Below are 25,518 nucleotides of genomic sequence, written 5' to 3' on the forward strand. Positions count from 1 at the left end.
GCAACGGTTCCCAGCCCTCCCGCAGCGCGCCGCCGTGAACGCGAGCTGCGTCTGACATGCGATGAAACCAACTCCGATACGGCCACCCAGCTACCCAACGCTTCGTTCCAGATACTGCGGTAGGTTCTGTTCACGGCTATTCCCTATGCAAAGTTGATAGTTCACCGATCGTTTTTTTAGGTTGATTTTCAACCGATTTTGTTCTAGTGCGCTTTTTCCCGAATTAGTATGCTTCGGAAAAGAATACTGCATTGAAGCCTGTCTGGAAATCCATTCGTTGTCCTCAACCCGCACAATAGCTGACGGCCATCATGCGGGTTGATGTCTGCCTTATGACAGTCGAGAACTCCTCGCAAATACAGGTATGCTTACGGGATGTCGGGCCCCGTCGTGCAGGGTTGCCCGTTTCTGCTCACACAGCATTTTTCGCGCTGAACGCATCGGCACATCACTCGATATGCTGTGACCATCAACAGCAATTTTCCATATGAGGATAACGAATCAAGTCAAAACACCATTCATGCGCGCATGCGATTGAATTTCCTTATCTCTCGATTATTTTAATGATCCGGTTACCTGAATAATTCAGCCGTTCCACAGCGCCGATCTCCGCGATATTTTTGCGCTCCCGACAATGCGATGCTGAGTCCAGCGTGTTTAAACCGAGCCGCATATTGATGTCGCGACTACTCTGATGGAACGCTCTTATATGCCTTCGAAAATCGTACGCATACGAATCATCAGGTAAAAGAACCAGGACTAGTCCTAGACCGCCTGTGACAAGCAGCACGTAAACTCGATTCATGACTGAGGGTCAGTGCATTGCCACCCATCCATGACTCAGGAGCTCATATGAGAATGAACGTCGCCGTGGCAGACATGCACCCCGCGGTGCTAGCCGGTGTCGGGGTCGTGTTGTCGGAATTCGAGCGCTTCGATATTGCCGGCACGGCGCGCAACTCGACCGAACTCGACGCGTTGCTCAGCACGATGCAATGCGACGTACTAGTAATAGATCACCTCGCCCGCATCGACAGCGATCTCGAAGGAGTCACGCTGCTCGCAGACCTGCATCGCCGCTATCCCGCCCTACCCATCGTCCTCTTCACCACCGACGACGATCCCAATCTCAGCAGCAAAACCTCAAGGCTAGGCGTCTGCTCGATCGTGCAAAAATCCGATGAAATCGGGCGACTGATCGAAGCGGTCGGCGACGCAGCGCAGACGATTATTGCGCTCAGACGCCCATCAGACGTCTTTTGCATGCATTAACCATCATTTCGCCGCCATTTCCCGTCTTTTCCCACATCCGCAATTTAGGACGTGTCATATAGGCCGCCGCTGCGTATCTTCGGATAATTGGCCGCAATCATCAGCAGAAGTGCGACAGCGTTCTTACGCTGATCCTACGCAGCGAATCAGGACCGCATCCCCCCGCTGCTTTGCACTGCAAGGCAAACGCCTGATTCAATCTCATGGGGTAACGAGCGTGCACATCAACACTTTTCGGGAAGTTCCGCGAACTCCCACTCCGTTCCGTCTTGGCGAATCCGCCCAAACCGCGTCTTTCCGGCAGCGCCAGCGCGTTTTGCGGGGCTTCGCAGATCGGGAGTTCACGCTCGCTTATCAGCCTATCGTCAATGCCCGCGGCGCAGCGGTAGTCGGGGCCGAAGCGCTGCTGCGCTGGCACCACCCCGAGCGGGGCTGGCTGCAGCCCGGCGCGTTCATTCAGGTGCTCGAAGAAGACGCCGAGGTCGCGTGGGCAGCCACCGCCTTCGTCGTCGAGCAAATCGCCGCAGATCTGAGCGCGCTGCCGAAGGCGCACCGCACCGCATTCGTCTCGTTCAACGCCTATCCGTCGCAACTGCTGGGCGGCAAGCTCCGGCAGCTTCTCGAAACCCGTTACCTCGCTCGCGGCGGCGCGCCCGAAGCGCTGATGATCGAGTTGCTCGAAACCGAGCCGCATCCGCCGTGCGACGAACTCGTGGAAGAAATCCAGGCGCTTCGCGCAATGGGCTTCAGAATCGCTATCGACGACTTCGGCTGCGGTTCGTGGACCGTGCTGGACCTCGTCCACATCAAGGTCGACGCGGTGAAAATCGCGCGTGAGCTGCTGCAAGGCGTGCCGACCTCGAGCGCATCGACCGACGTGCTGCTCGGCGTGTTGCGCATTCTCGAAGCGTTGGGCACGCAGGCGATTATCGAAGGTGTCGAAACGCCTGAGCAGGTGGAATGGGTCGCCACGCTTCCGCAGGCATGGGCTCAGGGCTACGCGTATTCGCGGCCGCAGCCGGGCTTGCCGAAGCTGTAAAGCCTCCCCGAGCGAGTTGGACTACTGCGTAGCAGAAGCCAAACTCGTCGGCGGCGTACGGCGAAAGGGCGCCGCGCCGTTCGCTGCCGACATAGCGCCTCCCCTACTCCGGCCTCGCCGTTCATCTGATTCGCCGCATCACCAGGCGAGACGCGTCGTTCACACTAGTCGACCTGCTTATCCTGTTGCCGCTGCGCTGACTCAGCGATTCGTTGCCGTTATCGTTCGCGCGCTGGCAGCCGGAAACCGGCCACACCCGTCGACAGCACGCTCAGCGGGTTCCCCAGAACCGGACGCATGCTTCACTCCCTCTCGGTTCGCTGCTTACGTCGCTGAAAGCGAGCACCCGCCGCCCGCCTGCGTTGCGCTTCGGAGCAAGCCGCTCCGACCGATCGGTTCCACGCCCGCGCTCCATCTCTCACCCCCAAGCACATAACGGGCCGCCCGCTATGGCAATAACCGCGCGGACACGCTAGAGTGCGAACAGGCAAGACAGGCGACCCGCCACAGCCCTCGAGACCGGTACCGCGACGCCGCTGCCAGCAGCGGCCGACGCGCTAGAGGACGGGCGCGATCGCATAGTTGACCCGCCAATGCCGGATCGCTTCACAGCGCTCTGGTGGACTTCATCGGCGGGAGTGCAGGCAAGGTTTTTCGTCGTGAGCAAAACGAATTGAACAACGCCGCATTTCCAAGGGGCAAACGATGACGCCACCCGACTCGCTCGCAGAGCGCCGAGCACTCGGTCGCAACGCACGCAAGAACACGCCACGCAGCGCCCACGCCGACATCGGCAACGTCCATCGAGATCCGGTCCGCCTGCTGCGCGAAAGCAGCCGGGGACGCGTCGAAACGCTGGTCCCGCTACGCTACGGCCGCATGCTCGCATCGCCGTTCACGTTCTACCGCGGCAGCGCCATCATCCAGGCGCACGATCTCGCGGCCACCGCGAACAGCGGCTTTCATTTCCAGATCTGCGGCGACTGCCACCTGATGAATTTCGGCGGCTTCGCGACGCCCGAGCGCGCGCTCGTGTTCGACATCAACGACTTCGACGAAACCGCGGTCGGCCCATGGGAATGGGATCTGAAGCGGTTGGTCGCGAGCCTCTACATCGCGGTCCGACATCTCGGCCATGGCGATCGGATGGCCGACGAAGTCGTGGCGCTCGCCGTGCAGAGCTATCAGCACTGGACCTCGGTGTACTCGCAGATGAGCCCGCTCGAGCTGTGGTGCGAGCTGATCACGTTCGCGCGTCTCGAGGAGCTCTCGCCGACCGCCGACGCGCGCCAACGGATCCGCAACGGCATCGCTAAAGCGTCGCGCCGCACGCACGAAACGATTCTGCCCAAGCTCGCCAACCGGCGCGAAGGCATCTGGCAAATCCGTGACGTGCCGCCAACCGTCTTCCACGTGCACGGTAAAAACACGCTATTCACGCACAAGGACGACTGGATCGGCCTCGGCGACTGGCGCACGCTGATGAAGCCGATCTACGACAACTATCTGAAGTCGCTCGGCACGGTGCGCCGCACGCTGCTCGATCACTTCACGATGCAGGACATGGCGTTCAAGGTGGTCGGCGTCGGCAGCGTCGGCACGCGCTGCCTGATCCTGCTGATGGTCGACCAGCACGAGAAGCCGTTGTTCATCCAGTTCAAGGAGGCGTCCACCTCGGTCGTGTCGCGCTACTTCAAGGCGCACGGGCCGAAGCATCAGGGACAGCGCGTGGTCGACGGACAGCAGTTGATGCAGGGCGCGAGCGATCCGTTCCTCGGCTGGACTTCGGGTCCATTCGGACGCGCGATCTATGGTCGCCAGCTACGCGACATGAAGATCTCGGCAACGCTCGAGCTGTTCGCGAAGGAAACGTTCGGCCAGTACGCCGGCATGTGCGGCTGGGTGCTCGCGCGGGCCCACGCGAAAGCCGGCGGCGTCGCCACCGAGGTCGACGGCTATCTCGGCAATGGCGATCAGATGATCGAGGCGCTGGTTCTCTACTCGCGCGCCTATGCCGATCAGGTCGAGAAGGACTACGAGGTATTCCGCAATGCGTGCCGCAGCGGTCGGCTGGACGCGCGCACCGACGCGGACATGGCGGCGGATTTCGTCGCGTAGCCGGGCACGGTTCGGGGCGACGCGCTAGCTGTGGGTTGCGCCGTCGTCGCCGTCATCTTCACCGACGACCCCGAACTCGGCCGTCGTCTTCACGTAGAACAGATGGAGTTGCTCGGCGCGCAGCCGGTCGAACAGCCGGCTGGCTTCGTCGTCCGTCACCGCCATCACGACGGACAGCGGCTGATCCGCGAGCTCGAAGAAATGCGCGGAATGGATCCGATGATGCTGGCCGATGCCTTCGCAAGCCGGAATCACGGTCGCGCCGCGCAGACCGAGTTCGCTCGCGAGCCGCACAAGCCAATCGGCGAGCGGCTTGCCATGATGGCTGCGTCCCTGCTGGGTGAAGAACGTGAGCTGATAGCCGTGCATGTCGGTGCCTCCTCAATGCGGGCTGCGCCGGAAATCGCTCGACGCGTGGCATCGACGGCCGCTTTCCTCACATTGCGCCGTCCCGTTTGGTTATTGCCGTAAGCGGCAACGTGCGGTGCAGCGGAGCTGCCGCGAAGTGCGCCAGCGGAAAGGCGCCCAAGCTCATGGACTAATCGCTTTCCGTTGCGGGACGGGTATGAGACAAGTGTAGGTGGCCAGTTGCCCGAGTGCCAGCGGGGCTCCAGCGGGTGCCTGCGAGCCAGATCGAGGCAGGCCGACGCCTCCTTGCCCTGAGCGGCGAAACAAATGCCGCCCGCCCCACCAGCGCCCCATCCCCCATCCCCCATCACCGGATTGCCGTTACTGTTACTGCCCGTACACGTCGAAATCGAAATATTTCTTCGCAATGCGGTCGTAAGTGCCGTCCGCGCGCATATCGGCAATCGCCTTGTCGATTTTGGCTTGCAGATCGGTATCTTCTTTACGCAATCCGATTGCAGTCCCGCTGCCAAGCGTCTTCGCGTCGTAAAGCGGATTGCCGGCAAATGCGAAATCCTTCCCGCGCGGCGTGCTCAAAAAGCCTTTTTCCGCCTGCACGGCGTTTTGCAACGACGCATCGATGCGACCGGCAAGCAAATCCGAATAGACCAGATCCTGATCCTGATAAGGCACGATCACGGCGCCGGCCGGCTCCCAATAGGTTTTCGCATAGGTTTCCTGAATCGAGCCCTGCTCGACGCCGATGCGCTTGCCCTTCAGCGCGGCGGGCGTCGGCTCGATCGGCGAACCCTGCTTCGCGACCAGACGCGTCGGAATGCGGAACACCTTCGACGAAAACCCGATCTGCGCCTGACGTGCAGGCGTCATCGACATCGTCGACAGCACGCCGTCGAATTTGCGGCCCTTTAGCGCGGGAATCATGCCGTCAAACGAATTCTCGACCCATACGCATTTCGCGTTCAGACGCCGGCAAATCTCATTGCCGAGATCGATGTCGAAGCCGACCAGCTTGCCGTCGGCGGCTTTCGATTCGAACGGCGGATAACTCGCGTCAACGCCAAAGCGCACCGTCGACCAGTCCTTGGCAATTGCACTGCCGGACGCTACGGCAAAAAGCGCAATCGTCAGGGTTGCCAGCATGGCTTTCATTGTTGCTCCTTTACTCTTCTGAAGAAAAAACCGATCGCGCATCGCGCGCGAAACCCGACATTCGACCGTGATCCGCCTATCCGCACAAATTCATTAAAAAAATCAATTCATGCGCGATACGCATAAGCTTACAAAGCGCATCGAGCCGGTTCAAACCTCCCTCCGGGCAATCGTTTAAACATCTTCAAAAGGCCACGGCGCGGCTGTTAAAGATTGAAAGCCGCCCCGCGCCGCTTCGACGATTCATGAAAAAATGAATTCCATCAATCAGGCCGATTTTCCCGCTGTATTCAATCGCGATCTGATTTGACACAAAAAAGCGCTTTAGCGCGAAGAGACCAGACTTTTCGATGAATGGGTGCCGCGCAACAACAGACTCAACAACAGATTTACGCACCCGCTTCATTGAAAAAAAATCCAATCAATCTAATTCATTTAATCGACGTCAGGCAATCGGAAATCACCACACGATTTCCGATATCGCTGAAACGCGGAAGGAGCATCGCATGGTCAAGGCACTCACCGCCGCGGTAGTATTGGCCGGGCTCGGACTCGCCGGATGTCAGTCCTCGTCGGGGCTGACCTATAGCCTCCACAGCGTGCAGCTCGATAACGGCCAGCACGCGTACCGAGTCACCTGTCTCGGCTTGCTCGAAGACGGTGCGACCTGCCGCCGCGAAGCGGAGCGCATCTGCGAGAAAGACGGCGGCCAGCTGCATGTGCTGGAAGGCATCTCGCCGGTCGGTCACACGGCCCAGAAGGATCAGCGCGAGTTGCTGTTCCAGTGCGGTACGCCCGAGCAGCCCGCCGCGGCAGCACCGGCCGCACCGGTGGTCGCACCCGTGCCGAAGACCCAGCAACTGTCGCTCGCCGGCGATGCGACTTTCGACACCGCACAAGCAACGCTGCGACCGGCCGCGACGCAGCAACTCGACAAGCTGATCGCCAACTCGGCCGGCGTCACGATCGACACGGTCGTGATCAAAGGCTACACCGACTCGCGCGGCTCCACTACGCAGAATCTCGACCTGTCGCAACGACGCGCGCAGACCGTCGCGCACTACCTCGACGCGCACGGACTGCGGGCCCATCGCTACGACGTGCACGGTTACGGCGACGCGCAGCCGGTCGCCAGCAATGCGACGGCGCAGGGACGCGCGCAGAACCGGCGTGTAGAAATCCTGATCAATCAGTAGACGCCGCGTTCATTTCTGCACATGCGGTCTGACCGTACTGCACATTTGACCGCGCCTGCGCTCCACTATTCCGAGGCCGCCGAAAGGCGGCCTTTTCACATTTCCACACCCACGAGCGCATCCACACTCGCAGCGGCCACGCGTCATATCAATGCGCACACGGTCTTTTTTATTCACACGGTTTTCTTTCTATCCGGCAAGCTTATTCGACGACGCATTTAAATCTTTTTCGTGACCATCAATGAACCACCGCCCGCCGGTTGATTTGCCTTAAATTGTCACTTAGAATTTTCGCCAAGGCCTCTTTCAGGAACTGATGACGTGGCTTCGAACAACGGAAAACCGGTGTCGTCGTTGGTTCCTCGAGGGTTGTTCGGCCTCTGGGTCGTCCTGTTCGTCATCTGGATGATCGCCAACGCATCGCTTGCCATCGAACCCGCGCTGGTCGGTCTCGTCATCACCTTCGTCATCGCCCATATCTTCGTGTCGTCCAGCGAGGCCTGGCAGCGCCTGCGTCTAACACCGCGCGCGCTTTATCATTTCGTCGCCTATAGCGCCACCTTCGTCGTCGAACTCGCGCGCGCCAATCTGAACATGATGGCGTACGTGTACTCGCCGCATATCGACATCAAGCCCGGCATCATCAAGGTGCGCACTCGCCTCCAATCGCCGCTCGGCCGCCTCGCGCTCGCCAATTCGATTGCGCTCACGCCCGGCTCGCTCGTGATGGACATTCGCGACGACGTGCTGTTCATTCACTGGCTCGACGTCAAGACCACCGATATCGACGAAGCCACGCAGGCACTCGTCACGCCGTTCGAAAAGCATCTGGAGAAAATCTTTGGCTGAGGTCATGCTCCGGATAGCCGCCGCGCTGATCTTCTTCGCGATCCTGTTCGGCGTAATCCGGCTCGTGATCGGCAAGACGCTCGTCGACCGCATCGTCGCGATCGACATGCTGACGGTCATCTCGCTGTCGCTGATCGCGCTGTACGCGCAGATCTCCGGCCGCTTCGTCTATATCGACGTCGCGCTGGTCTACGGACTGCTTAGCTTTCTCGCGGTGCTCGCGGTTGCGCGCTTTCTCGAAAGGGGGTTGTGAGCGATGCTCGAACTGCTCCTGCTGCTGATGTGCGCCAGCATCCTCGTGAGCGGCGTGCTGGCCGTGTTCCTGAAGAACCTGATGGCCGCGATGGTGAGCTCCGGACTCGCGAGCCTGTTCGCCGCGGTCGCGTTCCTGCTGCTCGCCGCGCCCGACGTCGCAATGGCGGAGGCCGCGATCGGTTCGGGACTCGCGACCTTCATCTTTCTGTACGCGATCCGTAAAACCGGCTATCAGAAGGGTTAGCGCATGTTCGAGCTGATCGGCAGCGTATTCATCCTGGTGGGCGCGGTCTTTCTGTTCTCCGCCGGCCTCGGCCTGCTGCGCATGCCGGATGCCTACACGCGCATCCAGGCCGGGACCAAGGCGTCGACGCTCGGCAATATGCTGGTGCTCGTCGGCCTTGCGTTCTATCACCCGAGCTGGACGTTCCGGCTGATCCTGCTGATCTATTTCGTGCTGGTGACCAACCCGGTTTCGTCGCATGCGTTGTCGCGCGCGGCCTGGCTGATCCGCACGCCGATGACGTCCTCCACCGTCGTCGACGCGCTCGCCGACGAAGACGAACCCTCCACGCGAGAGGCGAAATCATGATGCGTCGCGCGGCCGCCCTGCTGACGGTGCTACTGTTCGCGGTGGTGTTCTGGCGGCTCGTCGGCGGTTATGCGCAGTTGGAGGCGCTGCGGCCGCTCGCCGAATACTACGTGACCCGAGGGCCGTTCGAACTCGGCGCGCCGAACATCGTGACCGGCATCCTGATCACCTATCGCGGCTTCGACACGCTCGGCGAAGTCGCGGTGCTGTTCATGGTCGCGGCGAGCGTCGGCGTACTGCTCAAGGAGGAAAGCAACGCGGCGAACGTGGCTAACGAAGCCGACAAGATCGACAAAACCGACGCAGCAGACGCAGGCGAAGCCGCACCCACGCGCCGCGCGGCCGGCGAAATCGTGCAGACAGGCAAACAGGTGCTGCTGCCGATGATCTTCACCTTCGGCGCATACGTGATCGTCAACGGCCACCTGTCGGCCGGCGGCGGCTTCCAGGGCGGCGCGATCGTCGCGTCCGGCGTGATGCTGATGCTGCTCGCGCGGCCTCGCTCGACGCTGAACGTCGCGCTGCTGAGCGTCGTCGAGTCGCTGGCCGGCGTGATCTACGTGTGCATCGGCCTGCTCGGCCTCGCGCTCGCGGGCGGCTTTCTCGATCCGCGCTTCCTGCCGCGCGGCGAGTTCGGCGCGTTCTTCAGCGCCGGCGCCATTCCGCTGATTTCCGCGCTGCTCGGCATCAAGGTCGGCGCGGAACTGAGCGTCATCATCGACCGGTTCAGAAGCTGAACCGCCTGCATGGGATCGGAGAACAACGCATGAGCACAGGCCTTCCGGTTTCGACGATCCTGCTGATCACCGGCTTCTGCCTCGCGTTGATCGGTCTGTGGGGGATGCTGACCCACCGCAACATCTTGCGCATCATCATCGGCTTTGCGGTGGTCGACACGGGGCTGCACATCGTGATGGTCGCGACCGGCTACATCACCGGCGGCACCGCGCCGATCGTCGATGCCGCGCTCAGCAAAAGCGCCGCCGCGCATCACGCGATCGATCCGATCCCGTCCGCGCTCGTCGTCACCGCGATCGTGATCGGGCTGTCGGTCACCGCGATCATGCTGTCGTTCGCGATCCGTCTTTACGCCGCTAAAAAGACGCTTTCCATCGACGCCTTCACCGAGTCGAAATGGTAACCGCGCTCTTTCATCCACTCGCCATCTTCATTCTCGGGCTCGGCGGCGGCTTCGTCATTCCGCTGCTGTACCGGCTCGGCAAACCGTGGCTCACGCTCGGCTTTTTCGTCGCGCTGTGTGGCATCGTGCTGGTCTCCGGCGTGTCGTTCTACGGCCTGATCGACGGTGGCGACACGATCGAGATACTCACCGCCGGCGCGTTGCCGCCCGTCTCGATCAACCTGCGCTTCGGCCTGTGGGAAGGCTTTTTCACGTTCTGCGTGAACGTGGTCGCACTGCTCGGCGCGCTGCATCTGTGGGAACGCCTGCGCGGCAACTACGCGGCGCTGCTGCTATATCTGATCCTCGTGATGGGCATCGACGGCATGGTGATGACCCGCGACCTGTTCAACCTGTTCGTGTTTCTCGAGATCGTGTCGATCGCCACGTACGGGCTGTTCGGGCTCGACCGCACACCGGCCGCGCTGGCTGCCGCGTTCAAGTACATCATCGCGACGGTGATCGCGTCGACCCTGTTCCTGCTCGGCGCGGTGCTGCTCTATTACGTGAGCGGCACGCTGAACATCGACGAACTATTGTCGGTACGCGACCAGCTCGGCGGCCCGATCGGTACCACCGCGGTGCTGCTGGTCTTCGCGAGCCTCGTGATCGAACTGAAGCCGTTCCCCGCCAACGGCTGGGGACTCGACGTCTACGAGACCGCGCCGAGCGGGGTCGCCGCGATGGTGTCGGTCGGCGTATCGGCCGGCGTGTTTTTCGCGCTGCTGAAGCTGCTACCGCTCTTCGACGCTCAACTGACGCTGCTCGCCGTGTCGGGCGGCGTGACCTTCCTGTTCTCGAATCTGCTGGCGCTGAAGCAATCGAAGCCGCAGCGTGTGCTCGGCTATTCGTCGATCGGGCAGATGGCGTTGCTGATGCTGTCGGTCGCGCTGCTGCGCCAGATCGGCGCGGACACCGCGATTCCACTCGTGATTGGCGGCCTTTTCGTCAACCATCTGTTCGCGAAAGCGGGGCTGTTCTGGCTGGCCGGCGTGGTGCGGCGTTACAGCGTCGAGCCGCGCGCGATCCTCTCGCACAACCCGTTGCTGATCGGCCTGCTCGGGCTCTTTATGGTCGCGATCGCCGGGCTGCCGCCCTTCCCCGGCTTCTGGGCGAAGTGGGAACTGGTGATGCGACTGACCGCCGCCGGCAAGCCGTACTGGATCGTGCTGATCCTGACCGGCTCGCTGCTCGAAGCGGGCTACATGTTCCGCTGGTTCGTGCGCGCGCTGCGTCCCGCCGACGATGAAACGCAAGTCCGCCCCGACTTCGTCGCGCTGCTGCCGCTCGTCGGCGTGGCATTGCTGCTGATCGCCGCGGCCTATGTGGCGGCCGCGCTCTCCGGTGTCGCGTCCGTGTGGCTCTTCTCGCCGCTCGCGGCGGGCGCGCTGTTCTACGCAGCCGATCGTCTGCCCGGACGCGTGAAGGGCGTGCTCGCGCTGCTCGCGATCGCGCTGATCGGCAGCCTGCTCGCCGAAGACACGACCGGCATCGCCGGACTCTTTAGCTGGCTGCTGCTGACCGGCAGCCTCGCGATCGCCGCCGCGAGCCTGTACCGCGATGACGTGCGCACCGGCTTCTATCCGATGCTGGTCGTGCTGACGCTGTCGATTCCCGCGCTGCTGCGTTCGTCGACGACGCTCGAATTCTTCTATAGCTGGGAGATCATCACGCTGTCGTCGTGCTTCCTGATCGCCAAGTGCCGCCGCGCGGGGCCGCACGTGCTGACCTTCCTGCTGTTTTCGCTGCTGTCGGCGTTCTTCCTGCTCGCGGGTTTCGCGAACGTCGCGGCGATCGACGGCAGCATCGAACTCGCCGCGCTGATCCACGCGGGACCGGAGGCGAACCGCGCGTTCGTGCTGCTGGCCACCGGCTTCCTGATCAAGGCCGGCGCGATCGGTGTGCACGTGTGGCTGCCGGGCGCGTACACCGAGGCGGAAGACGACGTGACCGCGATGCTGTCGTCGGTGGTCAGCAAGGTCGCGATGTTTGGCCTCCTGACCGGCACCTATCTGACGATCCGCTCCGAAGTCGGCCTCGAACTCGCGCACGCGATGACATGGATCGGCATGCTCACCACGCTGTCCGGCGCACTGATGGCGCTGCGGCAGAACGACTTCAAACGGATGCTCGCGTTGTCGAGCATGAGCCAGATCGGCTACATCGTGACGGCGATCGGCCTGATGAGCCATCTCGGCTGGGTCACCGCGCTGTATCTGGTCGCCAATCACATGCTGGTCAAAGGGATCCTGTTTCTCGCGCTGGCCGGCGTGATCCTGCGCACCGGCACACGCAATTTCGCCGACGTCGGCGGCCTCGCGCGCGAGATGCCGTTCACTTTCGCGATGGTCGTGATCGCGCTCGTCTCGATGTCGGGCTTGCCGCCGCTGATGGGCTTCGGCGGCAAATGGCTGCTGCTGAGCGCGATGACCGACAAGGGCTGGTACGGGCTCGCGGTCTGCGGACTGATTGCGACGTGCGCGGGCTTTCTGTATATGGTGCGCTTCGTCAACGGCATCTTCCTCCAGCCGCGTCCGCCACAGCAGGCGCCGGTGCGCGAAGCACCGATCATGCTGCTGGTACCGCAGTTCCTGCTGGTGCTCGGCATCGTGATCCTGTCGTTCTTCCCCAAGCTGCTGATCGAGCCGGTTTCGGCCGCGATCAATCCGCAGTTCGCGGCGACGCTCGTGTGGGGCGGCATGTCGCTCGAAAGCATTTACGGCTTCTGGAATCCGACGCCGGTCGTGATCGTCGTGCTGCTCGTCGCCGCGATCGCATTCGGGCTCGGCGTGCTGTACTACCGCAGCCGGCGCGGCAATGCGAAGGACGCGCCCGACTTCTACCACTTCTACCGGCCGCTGCTGAGCCGCACAGTGCCGCCGTTCGCGCAGACGTTCTGGCGCGGCACGTCGCACTTCGCGCTCGCTGCGGCGGCACGGATACGGCGCGTCTATACCGGCAACGGGCAGACTTACGCGCTGTATGTGCTGCTGTATTTTCTGGCGATCTATTTCGCGAGCACCGGGTTGAGCGCCGCGGGCACGCAGTAAAGCGAGTAAAGCGGGCTATGACGTGGCCGTTGCGTGGCGACTGTGCCGCTTATGTTCATGCGGCTGGTGTTTTGCTCATGCATCCGCGTGTGCGTCCGCTCATTCGCTCGAGGAATCGACCGGTAATTCAGCGCTGTCGTGCTTGGTAGGCCGTTGCACCGCCCGCACGAGGCCGCTACCGCCACCGCCGCAGAAGAACAACTCCGCGCCATTCGATTCGAGCCCGGAGACACCCGTGCCGGCCGGCATCTCGATGCTTTCCAGCACCTCGCCGGTGCGCGGATCGATATGCCTCAGCTCGCTCTCGTCGTCTTCCCACGTGCCGTGCCAAAGCTCGCCGTCGACCCACGTGATACCGGTCACGAAGCGATCGGATTCGATCGTGCGCAACACCGCGCCGGTGTCGGGATCGATCTGGTAAATCTTTCGTTCGGGATACTGACCAACCCACAGCGAGCCCTCCGCCCACGTCAGTCCCGAGTCTCCGCCATTGCCGGGCGCGGGAATCGTCGCGAGCACGCGGCCGCTTTGCGGATCGATCTTCTGGATGCGGCCGTGCGCGATCTGGAACAGATGCTCGCCGTCGAAGGCGGTGCCCGCATCGGCCTCCACCGCAAGCGAGCGCAAGGTCGCGCCGCTCGCCGGATCGAGCGCGTCGAGCCGTTCGCCGGTCGCGATCCACACGTAGCGGCCGTCGTAGCTGACCCCATGCACTTTGTCGACGCCCGCAAAGGGACCATAGATGCGGACGATTCTGGCGGCTGATCGGTTCATGACGGTCATCCTAATCAGGAATGAAACGGAGCAGGGAGTAACAAAGCCGTCGCGAATCCGGCGGCGGGCGGCGTCATCCAGCGACGCGCGCGGCCATCGCCCACCGGCTGCACCTTGCCGGCCGCCGCGAGCGAATCGAGCGCGCGCTGCACGGTGCGCTGGCTCGCGCCGAGCACGAGCGCAAGCGCCGAACTCGACCACGATTCGCCGTCGGCCAGAAACGCGAGCACCGCCGCGTGCTCGCCGTCGACGGGCGGCGCGAGCACGACGACCTCGCCTGCGTGACGCGGCTCCAGCACAAAACCGCGCTGCGTCGCGCCGACGCCCGCGAGCGTGCCGAGTGCCGCGCGCAAGCGGCCGATCTCGACGCGCAAGCGCGCGCGGTGCGATTCGTCGGCGCGTTTCGCGCGAAACGTACGCGCGATCAGCGTGTCGCGCGGCACGTCGTCGGGCCACGCTTCGGCCAGCAGGCGCGCCAGCGCGAACAGCACTGGACGGCTCGCCAGCATCACCGTCGCGTTCACATCGTGGATCGCGTAGCGGCAGGCGTCGACGATCAGCGTGCGCTGCGTCGGCTGCATGGGATGTGCCGGCTGCTCAGCCTCGTTCGATGCAAGCAGCTTCTCGACCTCGTCGAGCAGCACGAGCCGCTGTTCGCCACGCGCGATCACCCGTGCAGCCGGTTTGCGCAACGCCAGCAACGCGTTGTCCACTTCCGCGCGCAGCGCTGGAATGCCCGCCTCGCGCGCCGCGCGTGCAGCCCGCGCAAGCGCCGCGTGCGCGGCCCGACTACGCAGACGCCGCAACGCAACACCCGCGACCACCAACTCATGCGCGGCCCGCAACGCGGACGGAAACAGCCTGGGATCGAGCGCCGCGAGTCTGCGCTCGGCTTCGTCGATACGGCCGATCAGCAGCAAACGCCGCGCCGCCAGATAACGCGCATGCGCGGCATTCACGCGGTCGCCGTGCGCGTCGAGCGTCGCGGTGGCGGCATCGAGCGCTTTGGCGGGCCACGCGAGATCGCGCGACGCCAGCGCAATCTCCGCTTCGGCGACCACGCACCTCGCGCGCGCCACCGCCTCCTTGGCGCCGAAGCCGCGCGCGGCGTCGCGCAGCAGCGCCTTGGCGCGTACGAAATCGCCGAGCTGCGCCATCGCGATGCCGCGCAAGGCGAGCGCCGGCGCATCGTCGCGCAACGCGACGCGGTCGAGCGCGCCGAGCGGATCGCCGGCCGCGAGCGCGCGCGCCGCCGTGGCGATCAACGCGTCCATCACGCGTGCGGACGCGCGTTGCGCGTCGATGCATCAAGCGAATCCCGCCACACTTGTCACTCCCGCCCGTTGGTTGCCCGGTACTAATCTAGCACGACCATCAACCGTCACCGATACCGTCGCGGCACAGGCTCGCGCGGCACGGCACGACTCACGGAGGGACCCGAAATGACGACGCATACGACCGGAACGCGCGAACAGTGGCTCGATGCGCGACGCGCGCTGCTCGACGCGGAAAAAGCTCACACGCGACGCGGCGACGAACTCGCGCGACAACGCCAGGACTTGCCGTGGGTGCGAGTCGACAAGACCTATCGCTTCGACACGGAAGAAGGCAGCGCGTCGCTCGCCGAGCTGTTCAAAGGGCGCTCGCAACTGCTGGTCTACCACTTCATGTTCGGCCCCGACTACAAGGCGGGCTGCCCGTCATGCTCGGCGCTCGCGGATGGTTTCGACGGCTTCGCGGTGCATCTCGCGCATCACGACGTGATGCTGATGGCGGTATCGCGCGCGCCGCTCGCGAAGCTGCGGGAATACAAACTGCGGATGGGCTGGCGGTTCCCGTGGGCATCGTCGGCGGGTGGCGATTTCAACTTCGACTTCAACGTCGCGTTCACCGAAGAACAGCAGCGCCAACACGAGATCGAGTACAACTACGCGCGCAACGGTCACGCGATGGACGCGACGCCGACCCCGGAGCCCGTCGCGCAGTTCGCGGCGACCTGCGGCACCGACGCGGCCACCTATGCGCGCGACCGTCCCGGTATGAGCGCGTTCGTGCTCGAAGACGGCGTCGTCTATCACACGTATTCGACCTACGCGCGCGGCGTCGATGGGCTGTGGGGCATGTACCAGTGGCTCGATCGCGCGCCGAAGGGACGCAACGAGACCGGCATCTGGTGGCGCCGTCACGACGAGTACGAACGGTGATGGACGCGTTCGTGCGAGTTGGTCGCGTTGTTGGTGCTGGTCGGGTTGTTCGTGTGGTGGGGGCCGTTCGTGTCGTTCGTGCTGTTCGTGCTGTTCGTGCTGTTCGTGCATCGGGTGAGGAGCGGGCTGTGCGGCAACGCACGGCGCGCTCCGGGTTCGGGTTCGTCGGGGTCTGCGCGCTGCTGCTTGTGCTGTTCGTGCTATTCGCCGCCGGCGTCGCGGCGACGTTCGCACAGAATGCGTCGATGGTGTCGATGGGCGAGTTGCCGATGCCCGGCGGCGGCTCGATCTCGATGATGTGGATGCCGACATGCGGCAAGACATGGGCTCGCGCGACGGCATCGTTCGTCGGCATGTGGATCGCGATGATGGCGGCGATGATGCTGCCTTCGCTGGCCGCGATGCTGTTGCGCTATTGCGAGGCAATCGGCTCGCGGGTGCAGGCCGGGCGCCTGGCCGTACTGACGATGCTCGTCGCCAGCGGGTATGCGGTTGTATGGACTGGGCTCGGCGTGGTCGTCTTTGCGCTGGGCGCCGCGCTGGCGGAGCTTGAATGGCGATGGCAAGCGTTCACTCAGATCGTTCCGCTGACGGCCGGTCTCGTTGTAGTAGTCGGCGGTGCGATGCAATTCAGCGCGTGGAAGGCCCGTCATCTCACCCACTGCCGGACGATGCCGGGTCCCGCCACTCACGTCGCCACCGACCCTGCAAGCGCCTGGCGGCATGGGCTGCGGCTCGGCATCGATTGTTGCTGCTCATGTGCCGGCCTCACGGCGGTGCTGGTCGTCGTCGGTATGACGGACTTGCGGATGATGGCCGCGGTGACAGTCGCGATCACCGCCGAGCGGCTCGTTCCGGGCGGAGCGCGCATCGCGCGGGCAAGCGGGGGGATGGCCGTCGGCGGCGGATTGCTGCTGATCGCGCGGGCTGTGTCAGTAGCCTAGAAAAGCCTTGGCAGTCCCTTTGGTCCTTTGCCAGCCCCGATCCCTTCGGAATCTGACGCTCATCGGCCGACCCATCTCGAAATTGTTTTAGTTTTCGAAACAGTGAGTTCGGAAATTAGGTATTTACCCTAGTTTCGTCTCCCCCTAGACTGTCATCACTGCAGCAAACAAGTGAGTTTGCAGCCAAACAAGATAAATCTGGAGGTAGTCATCATGAAGTCGCTCGTTCAAGCCGTCGTTATCGCCGCTACCCTTGCTGCTCCGGTTGCTGTGTTCGCCCAATCGAACCAGCCGCTGACCCGCGCGCAAGTCCGCGAAGAACTGATCCAGATCGAAAAGGCCGGCTACAACCCGGCACGTTCGAACCCGAACGAATATCCGGCGAACATCCAGGCTGCTGAAGCCCGCGTCGCAGCGCAAAACAGCGCAGTGGGCGGCGTGACCAGCGGTTCGTCGCAGCAAGGCCACGCTGCTGAATAAGCGTCGCTAGCTGGAAAAGTTGCTGTAGCAGTACCTGCCGGAGCGCTTCGCCGTTAGTGCTCCGGCAGCTTCCCCTACTGGCCCGCCATCGCGGTTGAATGCGATGGCGGGCCAGTTCCGTTTGGGGGTTTGGTTTGGGGGTTTGGTTTGCGTGGGCGGTTAGCGAAGCTTGCGTTTCGCCGACCCTGCATCTAACGATGCGTTAGCGGCAGCGAAAGCCAACGCCTATCGCGTCATGTCAACGCTTCGTCCTCGAAGCGCGCCCGGATAACCGCTAGTAAGAGGGACGGTCGCCTCACGTTGCGGGACATCTCCCTGCTTGCTGCTGTAAGAGGCAGTTCTGTTCAGCCGCGACCCAATGCGGCTTCGTCATCTCATTTGCGCCCGTAAAGAAAGATTCCACCATCGGCACCACAACCCAATTGTCTGTTTGAACAACGCTCATTGAGCGTTTTAGCTATTCGCGCGGCTACCGTCGCCCCCTTTTCAGCAGAAGCATATTTTCCGGATACAACCTGACCGGAACCTACAGGCTTTTCAGATGCGACCGTGTAGACGTCCACTGTCGTATAGACATACGGAATGTACAAAATCGTTGGTCCCGTATTTTGGATGAGATTATTAATCGCTGGCTTGCGGACAAAAATAATGTATTTCGCACCAATTTTGGCGGCTGCTTGATCCCGGACTGTTTGTGCAGGAATCGCATCATCTACCGTATTAACAACGGTCGTAATCTCCGACCGCTCCAAAGCACTTCCAACATGAGAAATAGTCTCCCTGCAAAGATCCACCAATCCGGGCATTTGCCTGCGTCGCGCGGCCAGGCTTGGATAGACCGCTTCGGAAACATATTTCGACAGCGTTCCATTCAAATCGTAGTTGCACGATTCAATATAAACTATGACGGGACTGATCTTTTCATTGGCGGCAAGACCAGAAATTGGACTTGCACATGCCGTTAGAAGAGAGCCAATCAAAGTGGAGAAGAACAGAAATCTTATTTTCTTCCCTGCATTGAAATTATCTTCACTCACAAAAAATTCCTCCGTCCTCGAAATATAAATCCATCAGATTGCGACAGGATGGCGTTCACGTCCGGCGTTTTCGCAACCGCTCTATTCGTGTTCGCCGTATCGCGGGAGAGACCCGCCACGTGCTTCATCTGGTCGGCGCCGTTCGTTGCTGTTGCCGCTCGCCAGCGCCTGGCCCTGCTGGTCTGCGCTGTTGATGGCATTAACTACTCAAAACTGCCCAGACACCTGGAACCCAATCGTCACGCTCGACGCAGGAAAGCCCGACGGCGCATAGATAGGAGTACCGGCGAATACGTCATAGCTATACGTGCCGAGACGCGACGGCACCGAACCCTTCAGGCCGATGGCCGCACCCGCTAGTTGCGTGCCTGCAAGACTCGCCGCGGACGGACCCCACAGGTGGCCATAGTCGAGGCCTGCGTAGAGAACCTGTCCCGAAGCCCCAAGCAGATACTGGAGTTCATTGCGCCAGTAGAAACCTTTTTCCGCCGCGAGCATCGTCTCGCCGCTGAAACCGCGCACCGTATAGCGGCTACCGATGGTCAGGTCGTCGATATAGTTCAGTTCGTCGTTGGTGAACTGCCCGTGTACGGTTCCCACGTAACGCAACGATTGGCCTGCCACCTTGAACGGCACCGAAAGGTTCGCGTCGAGCGTTGTCATGTGGAAGCGGTAGGTCGGTCCGTCTAGCGTATCAGGCTGGGCGCCTAGCCCGCCGATACCCTGCCGGTAGGCGAGCGTGCCGTCGAACTGCGCCGCGCCAAAGTAATGCCGGTTGGTCAGCCCCGCTTCGATGAACGTATTGTCGCGGTACTGCTGAGGTATTTCGGTATCCTCGATAAAGCTCGCGCCGAACCGCTTGACAAGCTGGAACTCGACGCCGGACACGTCGTTCTGGCTGCGGTGGATGACCCGCTCAAGCTTGAAGCCCGCCGTCTGCGCGTTGCCGCTCGCGACGAAAATCTGGCTGGCCTGTGCGACCTGCTGGTAATAGGTGTTCGTATAGCCGTATAGCGTGCCGGTCCAGTAACCCCACGGCACCGCATACGAGGCGTTCCAGCCGTGCGTACCGAGGTCGTGATTGCCGAACTGCAAATCCTGGTTGAATCCCGCCGAGAGAATGTCATTCAGGCCGAGGAGGTTATACAGACCAAGCGATACGTTACCGATGTAGCGCCCCGTTTCGTTGGTACCGGAGTTGTCTGCCGAGACGACGAGCGACCACGGTTTTGTACGCTTGACGGTCACGACGACATCGCTCTCGCCGGGCGACGTACCGGGCACAATCTGCATGGTCGCGTCCTGGTTCGGTACGCGCTTCATCTGTTCGAGACCCTGCTCGAAGTCGCGCAGCTGGAGCATGTCCCCGTCTCGTGCAGGAAATGCGGTTCTGAGGGTGCCGCGAGTATCGGCGTCCGCAAACTTCAGATTGCGGATAACGCCCGGTATGAGGGCGAACTTAAGCGTTCCCTTTGAGAGGTCCTGCGTCGGCAGGAGGACCCGCGTCGTAATGTAGCCGCGACTCAGGATCTCGCCTTGCAGGCCCTTCGTCAGCAGATCGAGGCCCTGTTTGCCGACGCATTGGCCCTCGTAATGACGCAGCCAGTCATGAAGGAACGCGAACGGGTCCATCGGTAGCGCCGACGCACCCTTTACGCGGTCGGCCTCGGGCAGCGTATCCGGTACCTCGACCGCGAACGAGTCGATACGGAAGCACGGTGTCTCGACGGGCAACACGGGCCATTCCCCTGCGACGGGAGCTGCCGAGCGCACAACCGGCGCGGCGACCGTCGCCGCGCGCTGCTGTGCGTCGCGTTGCTGCTGGAGCTGCTGGTTCTGTTCGGCGTTCGTGCGTGCGGCCGCTGCTACGTCGGACGGGGTTTGTGCGTGAACGGCCAGAGGGACGAGAACTATGAAAAGCAACCCCGTAAGTATCTTTTTATTTTCCATTACTGATTAATTTATGCCTCCCGCCGATTGGATGGAGTATCGAGCTTGGAGACGCAATCGCCCCTCAATTTTTTATGTGGCAGGACGCCCGCCGCGTCAAGTTACGCTGCGTAGCCGTAGCGGGTGTAAGTGGATCGCTCCTACTGCTTCCTAGCGATATTTACGCCGGTACCTGGCGGTACGTTCCGTAGCTTGGCGATAAGCTGAACAGAGATGGTCCAATAAACGTCGAGATCAATCAGTTCTAGATTCTCGACGGTGTCTACTCCACCGAGAAAAAGAGGACGCTGATAGCCGACGCACTGTGAATACGACGGCCCGGAACCACCCCGTCGAACCCACTCGTTAAAGTAGAGTTCGGCGAGCGAAGCGTCCTTGTAGTCCACGAGCTCCTCGTCGTGAAACGATTCGATGTCGCATGGCACCTCAAGCACCTGCCCCGTACCGGGCTCAAAGATCGATACTGCGGGACGTCCTTTCACCACGCGTCGCGAGTCAAGCGCGAAGATTCTGCCGAGCCAGTCGATCCCGAACGGCACAATCGCCCCCTTGAAAGCCGGAAAAGCATCCTCGACAGCTGCATTCCAACGTTGCACATCATTCCATACGAGTACCCGATATAGGCCGTTGTTGAACGACGTGCCCGCGAACCTTGAAAAAAAGTCCTGTACGATTGGATCAGAAGATGAAAAAACCGCCCCACTCGTCTGTGCGGATTGCCCGTCCGCGGTAAAGGTCTTAAGGAACCGATTGAACATATCTAGCGATTTTGAATGGTTACGCTGTTAACGGGGGTTCCCGCAGGAAGGCCCTTGATTTGCTACTGGACCTGAGCGATATGAGCTTAATCCCACAAGCCACTTGATTGCAGAAGCTCGTTCATTCGAACAAGTACATCTCGAATCTCGCCGAGGTTGATCGTGCTGCCAATGACGTTGATATCGTGGCCCGACGCAACGGTCAGCGAATTGCCGGCATTGAGCGTCGTCTCCATCAGAGTATCGGCGGCATGTCAAAGCTCAGACTTAGGATCACGCTTTATCAGTCGGGAAGCTATTTCTTCAGTGGAGTCAATAGACATGACAGGATCAATATAGCCTTCGATGTCGTCGCTCAACCACTGTTCGCCACATCGTTTGACGTGAAATCTGGCAACGACAGTAAGTTCGTCTGCTGAAATGGTCGCGGTTAGGTGAAGCGTTGGATTGGACGCCCTCCACACACAAAATACTTCGTCTACGAGCAAGATTCCCTGAGCAAGTGGCTCTTCATTCTCATAGTCTTCTACGTGTAGCGAATTTACAAAGCACTCATAGCCTGTGCAGTCCTGGAAGTCGGCGCGTTTTGCATTTGTGGATTTCCGCGCAAAAGAATCGAGCAGATAACATTCGTCCTTTTTCACGAAACCAGCATCTGCGATTGACTTCAGAGATGGAATCAATGGTTTTCCGAATTCCAATTCATCGATGATCTTCTTCATTTCCGAATTTGCCCTCATCACTTACCTCCCAAGTACTTGTTAAGACCCTTCTGAATTGCGGCATTAAAGCTCGGATCAGTCAGTAGTTTGTTCACTGAGTTCGGTGCATCCTGTCAAGCAGATGGCTCTTTAATGTACGTAACAAACTTGTTACGGCCCGCCTCCTCTAAATGCAGCCGACCACACGAAGGACAGCGATACACCGTGATTTCCTTTCCTCGAAGCATTTCGTAAAAATACTCACCGTCAACCACCTTTCCCTCATCCATAGCCTCACCTATATCCTGCGTCGTTTTCTCAGGAACAAGTACCCACTCGCTATCGCTCGTAACAGAAAGATTAGTAACATAACCACATTGACACGCAAACTTCGGCATTTCTATTTTCCTCCTACCGGCCTGTCAAAGCGATAGATTGTCCCACTAGAATCCTGGAAGAACAGCACATTGAAGTTCGATCCGTTTGTCTTTCCCCATGTTCGAGCTGCAATGGAAGACATATCTGAATTCGATAGATTGGCTTGCACAAGAACCCCATTGCCTGGATCAAACTTCTTTTCGATACTTCGCGCGATAGCGGTCGGATTCGTGGTTTCAGGCGTATAAACATCAACCTGCCCAACACCATTTATCGACAGATCCGCCGTTCGGACACCGGGAACTCCCTGTGAATTTGCCGTGGGCTGATGGCTCACATCGTATCCAGAATTCGCCAACCCTTGCCCCGCACGAACCTCATTTGCATCAGGCGTTGCCCCCGGTTCAACGTTGACATTGCCTTTCGCGCCATCGCTCCCACTATTGAATATCGCATTACCGCCCCCATACCCCGATCATTCCCAGTCAACGGCACCTCATCCCAACGTACGCGGTGTGTCAGGGAATCGTCCAATTGTGACAAAGACTTCGTCCGAATTCTCATCCGAAATAACACTCGCTTTAGTCGGTTCGTTAGGAAAAATTTGGCTGATTCTCTCACTCCACAAAGCTGCGATGAACAGTGCGAGTTCTTTTGCCTTGTCGAATGAAATCCCTTGAAAAATATCCGTTAGCTCAACCATGTTTGTCCATGCCTGAGCCTGCTCCGGATTCATTCCGGTGCTTCGATACTCCTGGTATCTTTCTTCATCAAACCATTCAACGATCACGACAACGCCATCGAACATGGCCATTTGTGGAGCAAACAAATGACCCATGCAGAGCACAAAATCCCAAGGCAATGCGACCTTTGCAGAGACGGCATGTATGAAGTCTAAAGCCGAGAATTTTCCGCCGTTTGCCTTGACGAAATCGTCGTATTTCCAGTTTTCAATAGTCATTTCACTTACTCCTTGGGATTTCATTCGGTGTGGCAGGTCGAACCACGCCTTTCCCCACAAATACTGTTCCATCCGGCGCTACATTTGCACTTGTTTCCTTAACGTTGGGACGTGGGATTCCCCCGTGATCTTGTCCAGATCCGCGATATTGCAGCGAAGTCCCGTCGCTGTTGTACGTGGTGTACTGTCCGTCAGGTCCGGGGCGCTCTATGATTGTATGCGGCAGACCACCTGCTTCCGGCAGCGCAGCGGGCGGCTTGTTTCTTGACTTGCCGCTTGACCCTGAACTATCACCCGCGCTTTCGGAGTTTGCGTCGTTGCCACTATTGAGCGTCGTATTACCCGCCCCATACCCCGCCACCGAGCCACCAGACAACATTCCAGCGCCGGCTGCCTGAGCCACAGCCGATTCCACCAGCACCGCCCCCGGACTCGCTCCAGGCGGCATGCCTCCGCCCATGCCAATGATCGCATTCAGGCCGTTCGCAATGCCTTGCAGCGCCAGCGAGAACAGCGACGGCGACTTCTTCCCAGGATCGCCCGTCAACGCACGTTCATCATCCATCGACTGGTTGTACAACTGGACGTTCGACGCCATCGCCGCGCCCGCCGTACCGCCCACCACCGCCCCGCCCACGCCTGCTGCAATATTGGCCGCGAGATTGCCGATCAGCTCCGATCCCGTTGCCGATGCTACACCCTTCGAGATGTCGTTCAGTGAACCCGCCATCTTCGACGCCACGCCCGCGCCAGCGGCACCGCCAATTGTGCTAAGCGCGCTACCGCCACCCAGCCCGCCAATCAGCGCACCACCCGCAACTTGCAGCTCGGCCCGCGAATCGCCGCCTTCCTTCCAGTTGTTATAGTCAGCCGCCGCCGCTGCCATGCCTTCGCTGTCACCGCTCTCGGACGCAGCCTTGTAGGCCGCCGCCGCGTCGTCGCGCTTCATATCCGCATATGCGCCGATACCCTGCGACACCACCTGACCCGCCGCCTGGGCAGCCTGCATCGTGTCTGCCTGCTGCGACAGGATGGCGTTCACGTCCGGCGTTTTCGCAACCGTTCCATTCGTGTTCGCCGTATCGCGGGAGAGACCCGCCACGTCCTGCGTCTGGTCGGCGCCGTTCGTCACGTTGATCGTGCCCGCGCTGATCGCGCTGCGCGTCGTTGCGCTCTGGTCGCCGCTTTCGTTCTGCGAAATCATCGGCGACACGCCTGGATGGCCGCTCACCGAACCGGGGCCAGCCGCGTTGCCGGTGCTACCGCCGAAACCCACGCCTGCGCTGACGCCGTTGCTGGTCGCGTCATAGTGAGACTGGTTCTGGATGTCACTGAACGTGAGCGTGCCGGTCGTCAGGCTGTTCTTCGATGCGTCTGCCGTGCTCGATATCACGCCGCCCGTCAGGTCCGTGTTGCCCTTGACGTTGACGTTAAATCCACCATCACCCGCATTGATCCCAGCCTGTTCGTTGACGCCTGCGTAGTTCGAATCCGCATGGCCGTTCTGCGCGCTGAAGCTGGCGCTGCCGCCACCCTGGCTGATCGTGAATCCGCCGCCTGTGCTGCTCTGATGCGCAGCACTGTTCGTCACGTCCTGCACACTCACGATATTCAGGTTGCCGCCCACGTCGGCCGCAATCTGCTTGCCATTGATCTGCGAGCCGATGATGTTCGTGTCTCCTCCCGATATCACCGTGACGCTGTTCGCACCGTTCACATGCGAAGCGTTCTGGATCGACGCGTCGCTGTTCGCGTCGCCATGCGCGTTCGCCATCGCGGCGGAGACGCCAAAACCGCCACCCAAGGTGTACTGCACGCCGATGCTTGCGCTGCTGGAACTGTTCGAGCTACGCGTCGAATCCGTGTCCGTCGTGTTGATGACGTTCACCTGGTTTTTCGCCGCCAGAATGACATCGTTCGCGCTTACGTTCGACCCAGCGATAGTCAGGTCGCCGTTCGTCGCCACGAATCCCGCCGTGCCGCCTGCCTGCACGCTGGAGCCGCGTTGCATCGTTTGATCTTCCGACGACTGGCTCTCGCTTTTGCTCGATCCGATGCTGACCTTGATGCCGATATCCGGCTTGCCGTCCGGTGTCACGCCAGCAGACGTCAGGCCGGTCAAGGCCACATCGCCAGCCGCCGCAATACTGTGCAGCGCAGCCGCACGGTCGTTGCCGGTGCTAGCCGAATTCTTCGCCGCCTGGCTTTCCGAATACGCGTTGTTGATCGCATCACCGACCGAACCCGCCAGACCGATCGTGA

The 25,518-nt window shown here is 61.0% G+C and carries 28 protein-coding genes and 1 pseudogene; 14 read left to right on the top strand and 15 right to left on the bottom strand.

What is annotated here, in order from left to right; all coding sequences use genetic code 11:
- Window positions 1-20: 20 nt before the first annotated feature.
- Window positions 21-134, bottom strand: a pseudogene (locus HHL14_RS34000) (ESPR domain-containing protein); the annotation flags it as partial.
- Window positions 135-858: 724 nt separating this feature from the next.
- On the opposite strand from HHL14_RS34000, the gene HHL14_RS25740 reads away from it, so the two are divergent.
- The 3 genes from HHL14_RS25740 to HHL14_RS25750 all read left to right on the top strand — a co-directional run bounded on the left by HHL14_RS25740 (window position 859) and on the right by HHL14_RS25750 (window position 4,429).
- Entirely contained in the window at window positions 859-1,272 is a 414-nt protein-coding gene (locus HHL14_RS25740) for a response regulator (RefSeq protein ID WP_169500406.1), read from the top strand.
- A 316-nt stretch (window positions 1,273-1,588) separates the two neighbouring features.
- Window positions 1,589-2,311: an EAL domain-containing protein gene (locus HHL14_RS25745; RefSeq protein WP_169500407.1), complete on the top strand. Its 723-nt coding sequence runs from the start codon at window positions 1,589-1,591 to the stop codon at window positions 2,309-2,311.
- Window positions 2,312-3,016: 705 nt separating this feature from the next.
- Window positions 3,017-4,429: a DUF2252 domain-containing protein gene (locus HHL14_RS25750; RefSeq protein WP_169500408.1), complete on the top strand. Its 1,413-nt coding sequence runs from the start codon at window positions 3,017-3,019 to the stop codon at window positions 4,427-4,429.
- A 24-nt stretch (window positions 4,430-4,453) separates the two neighbouring features.
- On the opposite strand, the gene HHL14_RS25755 is transcribed toward HHL14_RS25750, so the two are convergent.
- The 3 genes from HHL14_RS25755 to HHL14_RS25765 all read right to left on the bottom strand — a co-directional run bounded on the left by HHL14_RS25755 (window position 4,454) and on the right by HHL14_RS25765 (window position 6,353).
- Window positions 4,454-4,798, bottom strand: a complete 345-nt coding sequence (locus tag HHL14_RS25755) for a DUF190 domain-containing protein (protein ID WP_169500409.1) — start codon at window positions 4,796-4,798, stop codon at window positions 4,454-4,456.
- A gap of 366 nt (window positions 4,799-5,164) precedes the next feature.
- On the bottom strand, window positions 5,165-5,947 hold the full coding sequence (locus HHL14_RS25760; protein WP_169500410.1) for an ABC transporter substrate-binding protein: 783 nt from the start codon (window positions 5,945-5,947) through the stop codon (window positions 5,165-5,167).
- Between the two features lie 184 nt (window positions 5,948-6,131).
- Window positions 6,132-6,353 (bottom strand): hypothetical protein, encoded by a 222-nt coding sequence (locus HHL14_RS25765; protein ID WP_169500411.1) that lies wholly within the window; start codon window positions 6,351-6,353, stop codon window positions 6,132-6,134.
- Between the two features lie 100 nt (window positions 6,354-6,453).
- Between HHL14_RS25765 and HHL14_RS25770 the strand changes: the two genes are divergently transcribed.
- The 8 genes from HHL14_RS25770 to HHL14_RS25805 all read left to right on the top strand — a co-directional run bounded on the left by HHL14_RS25770 (window position 6,454) and on the right by HHL14_RS25805 (window position 13,069).
- Window positions 6,454-7,143, top strand: coding sequence for an OmpA family protein (locus HHL14_RS25770; protein ID WP_169500412.1), 690 nt, complete (start codon window positions 6,454-6,456; stop codon window positions 7,141-7,143).
- A gap of 321 nt (window positions 7,144-7,464) precedes the next feature.
- The gene (locus HHL14_RS25775; RefSeq protein WP_169500413.1) at window positions 7,465-7,992 is read left to right on the top strand and encodes a Na+/H+ antiporter subunit E; all 528 of its coding nucleotides are present in this window, start codon (window positions 7,465-7,467) and stop codon (window positions 7,990-7,992) included.
- A gap of 4 nt (window positions 7,993-7,996) precedes the next feature.
- Window positions 7,997-8,245, top strand: a complete 249-nt coding sequence (locus HHL14_RS25780; protein ID WP_230413191.1) for a monovalent cation/H+ antiporter complex subunit F — start codon at window positions 7,997-7,999, stop codon at window positions 8,243-8,245.
- Between the two features lie 3 nt (window positions 8,246-8,248).
- Window positions 8,249-8,491 carry a hydrogenase subunit MbhD domain-containing protein gene (locus tag HHL14_RS25785; protein ID WP_169500415.1) on the top strand — a complete coding sequence of 81 codons (243 nt, stop codon included), beginning with the start codon at window positions 8,249-8,251 and terminating at the stop codon, window positions 8,489-8,491.
- 3 nt (window positions 8,492-8,494) lie between these two features.
- Window positions 8,495-8,839: a monovalent cation/H(+) antiporter subunit G gene (gene mnhG / locus HHL14_RS25790; RefSeq protein WP_169500416.1), complete on the top strand. Its 345-nt coding sequence runs from the start codon at window positions 8,495-8,497 to the stop codon at window positions 8,837-8,839.
- Window positions 8,836-9,576: a Na(+)/H(+) antiporter subunit B gene (locus tag HHL14_RS25795; RefSeq protein WP_169500417.1), complete on the top strand. Its 741-nt coding sequence runs from the start codon at window positions 8,836-8,838 to the stop codon at window positions 9,574-9,576. Before mnhG ends, HHL14_RS25795 begins: the two co-directional genes overlap by 4 nt.
- Before the next feature lie 29 nt (window positions 9,577-9,605).
- Window positions 9,606-9,980, top strand: coding sequence for a sodium:proton antiporter (locus HHL14_RS25800; RefSeq protein ID WP_169500418.1), 375 nt, complete (start codon window positions 9,606-9,608; stop codon window positions 9,978-9,980).
- Entirely contained in the window at window positions 9,974-13,069 is a 3,096-nt protein-coding gene (locus tag HHL14_RS25805) for a complex I subunit 5 family protein (RefSeq protein WP_169500419.1), read from the top strand. The genes HHL14_RS25800 and HHL14_RS25805 overlap by 7 nt, the downstream gene beginning before the upstream one ends.
- 99 nt (window positions 13,070-13,168) lie before the next feature.
- Here HHL14_RS25805 and HHL14_RS25810 read toward each other — a convergent pair whose 3' ends face one another.
- The gene (locus tag HHL14_RS25810; RefSeq protein ID WP_169500420.1) at window positions 13,169-13,843 is read right to left on the bottom strand and encodes a Vgb family protein; all 675 of its coding nucleotides are present in this window, start codon (window positions 13,841-13,843) and stop codon (window positions 13,169-13,171) included.
- A 14-nt stretch (window positions 13,844-13,857) separates the two neighbouring features.
- Window positions 13,858-15,117, bottom strand: coding sequence for a helix-turn-helix domain-containing protein (locus tag HHL14_RS25815; protein ID WP_169500421.1), 1,260 nt, complete (start codon window positions 15,115-15,117; stop codon window positions 13,858-13,860).
- A 168-nt stretch (window positions 15,118-15,285) separates the two neighbouring features.
- Here HHL14_RS25815 and HHL14_RS25820 point away from each other — a divergent pair, with 168 nt between their 5' ends.
- The 3 genes from HHL14_RS25820 to HHL14_RS25830 all read left to right on the top strand — a co-directional run bounded on the left by HHL14_RS25820 (window position 15,286) and on the right by HHL14_RS25830 (window position 17,471).
- The gene (locus HHL14_RS25820) at window positions 15,286-16,047 is read left to right on the top strand and encodes a DUF899 domain-containing protein (protein ID WP_169500422.1); all 762 of its coding nucleotides are present in this window, start codon (window positions 15,286-15,288) and stop codon (window positions 16,045-16,047) included.
- On the top strand, window positions 16,047-16,991 hold the full coding sequence (locus HHL14_RS25825; protein WP_169500423.1) for a DUF2182 domain-containing protein: 945 nt from the start codon (window positions 16,047-16,049) through the stop codon (window positions 16,989-16,991). Before HHL14_RS25820 ends, HHL14_RS25825 begins: the two co-directional genes overlap by 1 nt.
- 213 nt (window positions 16,992-17,204) lie before the next feature.
- On the top strand, window positions 17,205-17,471 hold the full coding sequence (locus tag HHL14_RS25830) for a DUF4148 domain-containing protein (protein ID WP_169500438.1): 267 nt from the start codon (window positions 17,205-17,207) through the stop codon (window positions 17,469-17,471).
- Window positions 17,472-17,845: 374 nt separating this feature from the next.
- Here the strand turns inward: HHL14_RS25830 and HHL14_RS25835 are convergent, their stop codons facing one another.
- The 9 genes from HHL14_RS25835 to HHL14_RS25875 form a co-directional block, all read right to left on the bottom strand.
- Window positions 17,846-18,508, bottom strand: a complete 663-nt coding sequence (locus tag HHL14_RS25835; protein WP_169500424.1) for a hypothetical protein — start codon at window positions 18,506-18,508, stop codon at window positions 17,846-17,848.
- A gap of 207 nt (window positions 18,509-18,715) precedes the next feature.
- The gene (locus HHL14_RS25840) at window positions 18,716-20,458 is read right to left on the bottom strand and encodes a ShlB/FhaC/HecB family hemolysin secretion/activation protein (RefSeq protein WP_169500425.1); all 1,743 of its coding nucleotides are present in this window, start codon (window positions 20,456-20,458) and stop codon (window positions 18,716-18,718) included.
- Between the two features lie 140 nt (window positions 20,459-20,598).
- Window positions 20,599-21,216: a T6SS immunity protein Tdi1 domain-containing protein gene (locus tag HHL14_RS25845; protein WP_169500426.1), complete on the bottom strand. Its 618-nt coding sequence runs from the start codon at window positions 21,214-21,216 to the stop codon at window positions 20,599-20,601.
- Window positions 21,217-21,302: 86 nt separating this feature from the next.
- On the bottom strand, window positions 21,303-21,452 hold the full coding sequence (locus HHL14_RS25850; RefSeq protein WP_169500427.1) for a hypothetical protein: 150 nt from the start codon (window positions 21,450-21,452) through the stop codon (window positions 21,303-21,305).
- A gap of 18 nt (window positions 21,453-21,470) precedes the next feature.
- Complete coding sequence (locus tag HHL14_RS25855) at window positions 21,471-21,938, bottom strand: hypothetical protein (protein WP_230413192.1); 468 nt, start codon at window positions 21,936-21,938, stop codon at window positions 21,471-21,473.
- A 113-nt stretch (window positions 21,939-22,051) separates the two neighbouring features.
- Window positions 22,052-22,315 (bottom strand): hypothetical protein, encoded by a 264-nt coding sequence (locus HHL14_RS25860; protein WP_169500429.1) that lies wholly within the window; start codon window positions 22,313-22,315, stop codon window positions 22,052-22,054.
- Between the two features lie 2 nt (window positions 22,316-22,317).
- A complete protein-coding gene (locus HHL14_RS25865) occupies window positions 22,318-22,632 on the bottom strand; it encodes a CdiA C-terminal domain-containing protein (RefSeq protein ID WP_329601731.1) in 315 nt (104 codons plus the stop codon).
- 159 nt (window positions 22,633-22,791) lie between these two features.
- Window positions 22,792-23,256: a hypothetical protein gene (locus HHL14_RS25870; RefSeq protein ID WP_169500430.1), complete on the bottom strand. Its 465-nt coding sequence runs from the start codon at window positions 23,254-23,256 to the stop codon at window positions 22,792-22,794.
- Window position 23,257: 1 nt separating this feature from the next.
- Window positions 23,258-25,518 (bottom strand): hemagglutinin repeat-containing protein (locus HHL14_RS25875; RefSeq protein WP_206002511.1); only part of this gene is annotated, 2,261 nt, incomplete at its 5' end.

Origin of the sequence: Paraburkholderia antibiotica (assembly GCF_012927125.1) — a bacterium.
Taxonomy (GTDB): Bacteria; Pseudomonadota; Gammaproteobacteria; order Burkholderiales; family Burkholderiaceae; genus Paraburkholderia; species Paraburkholderia antibiotica.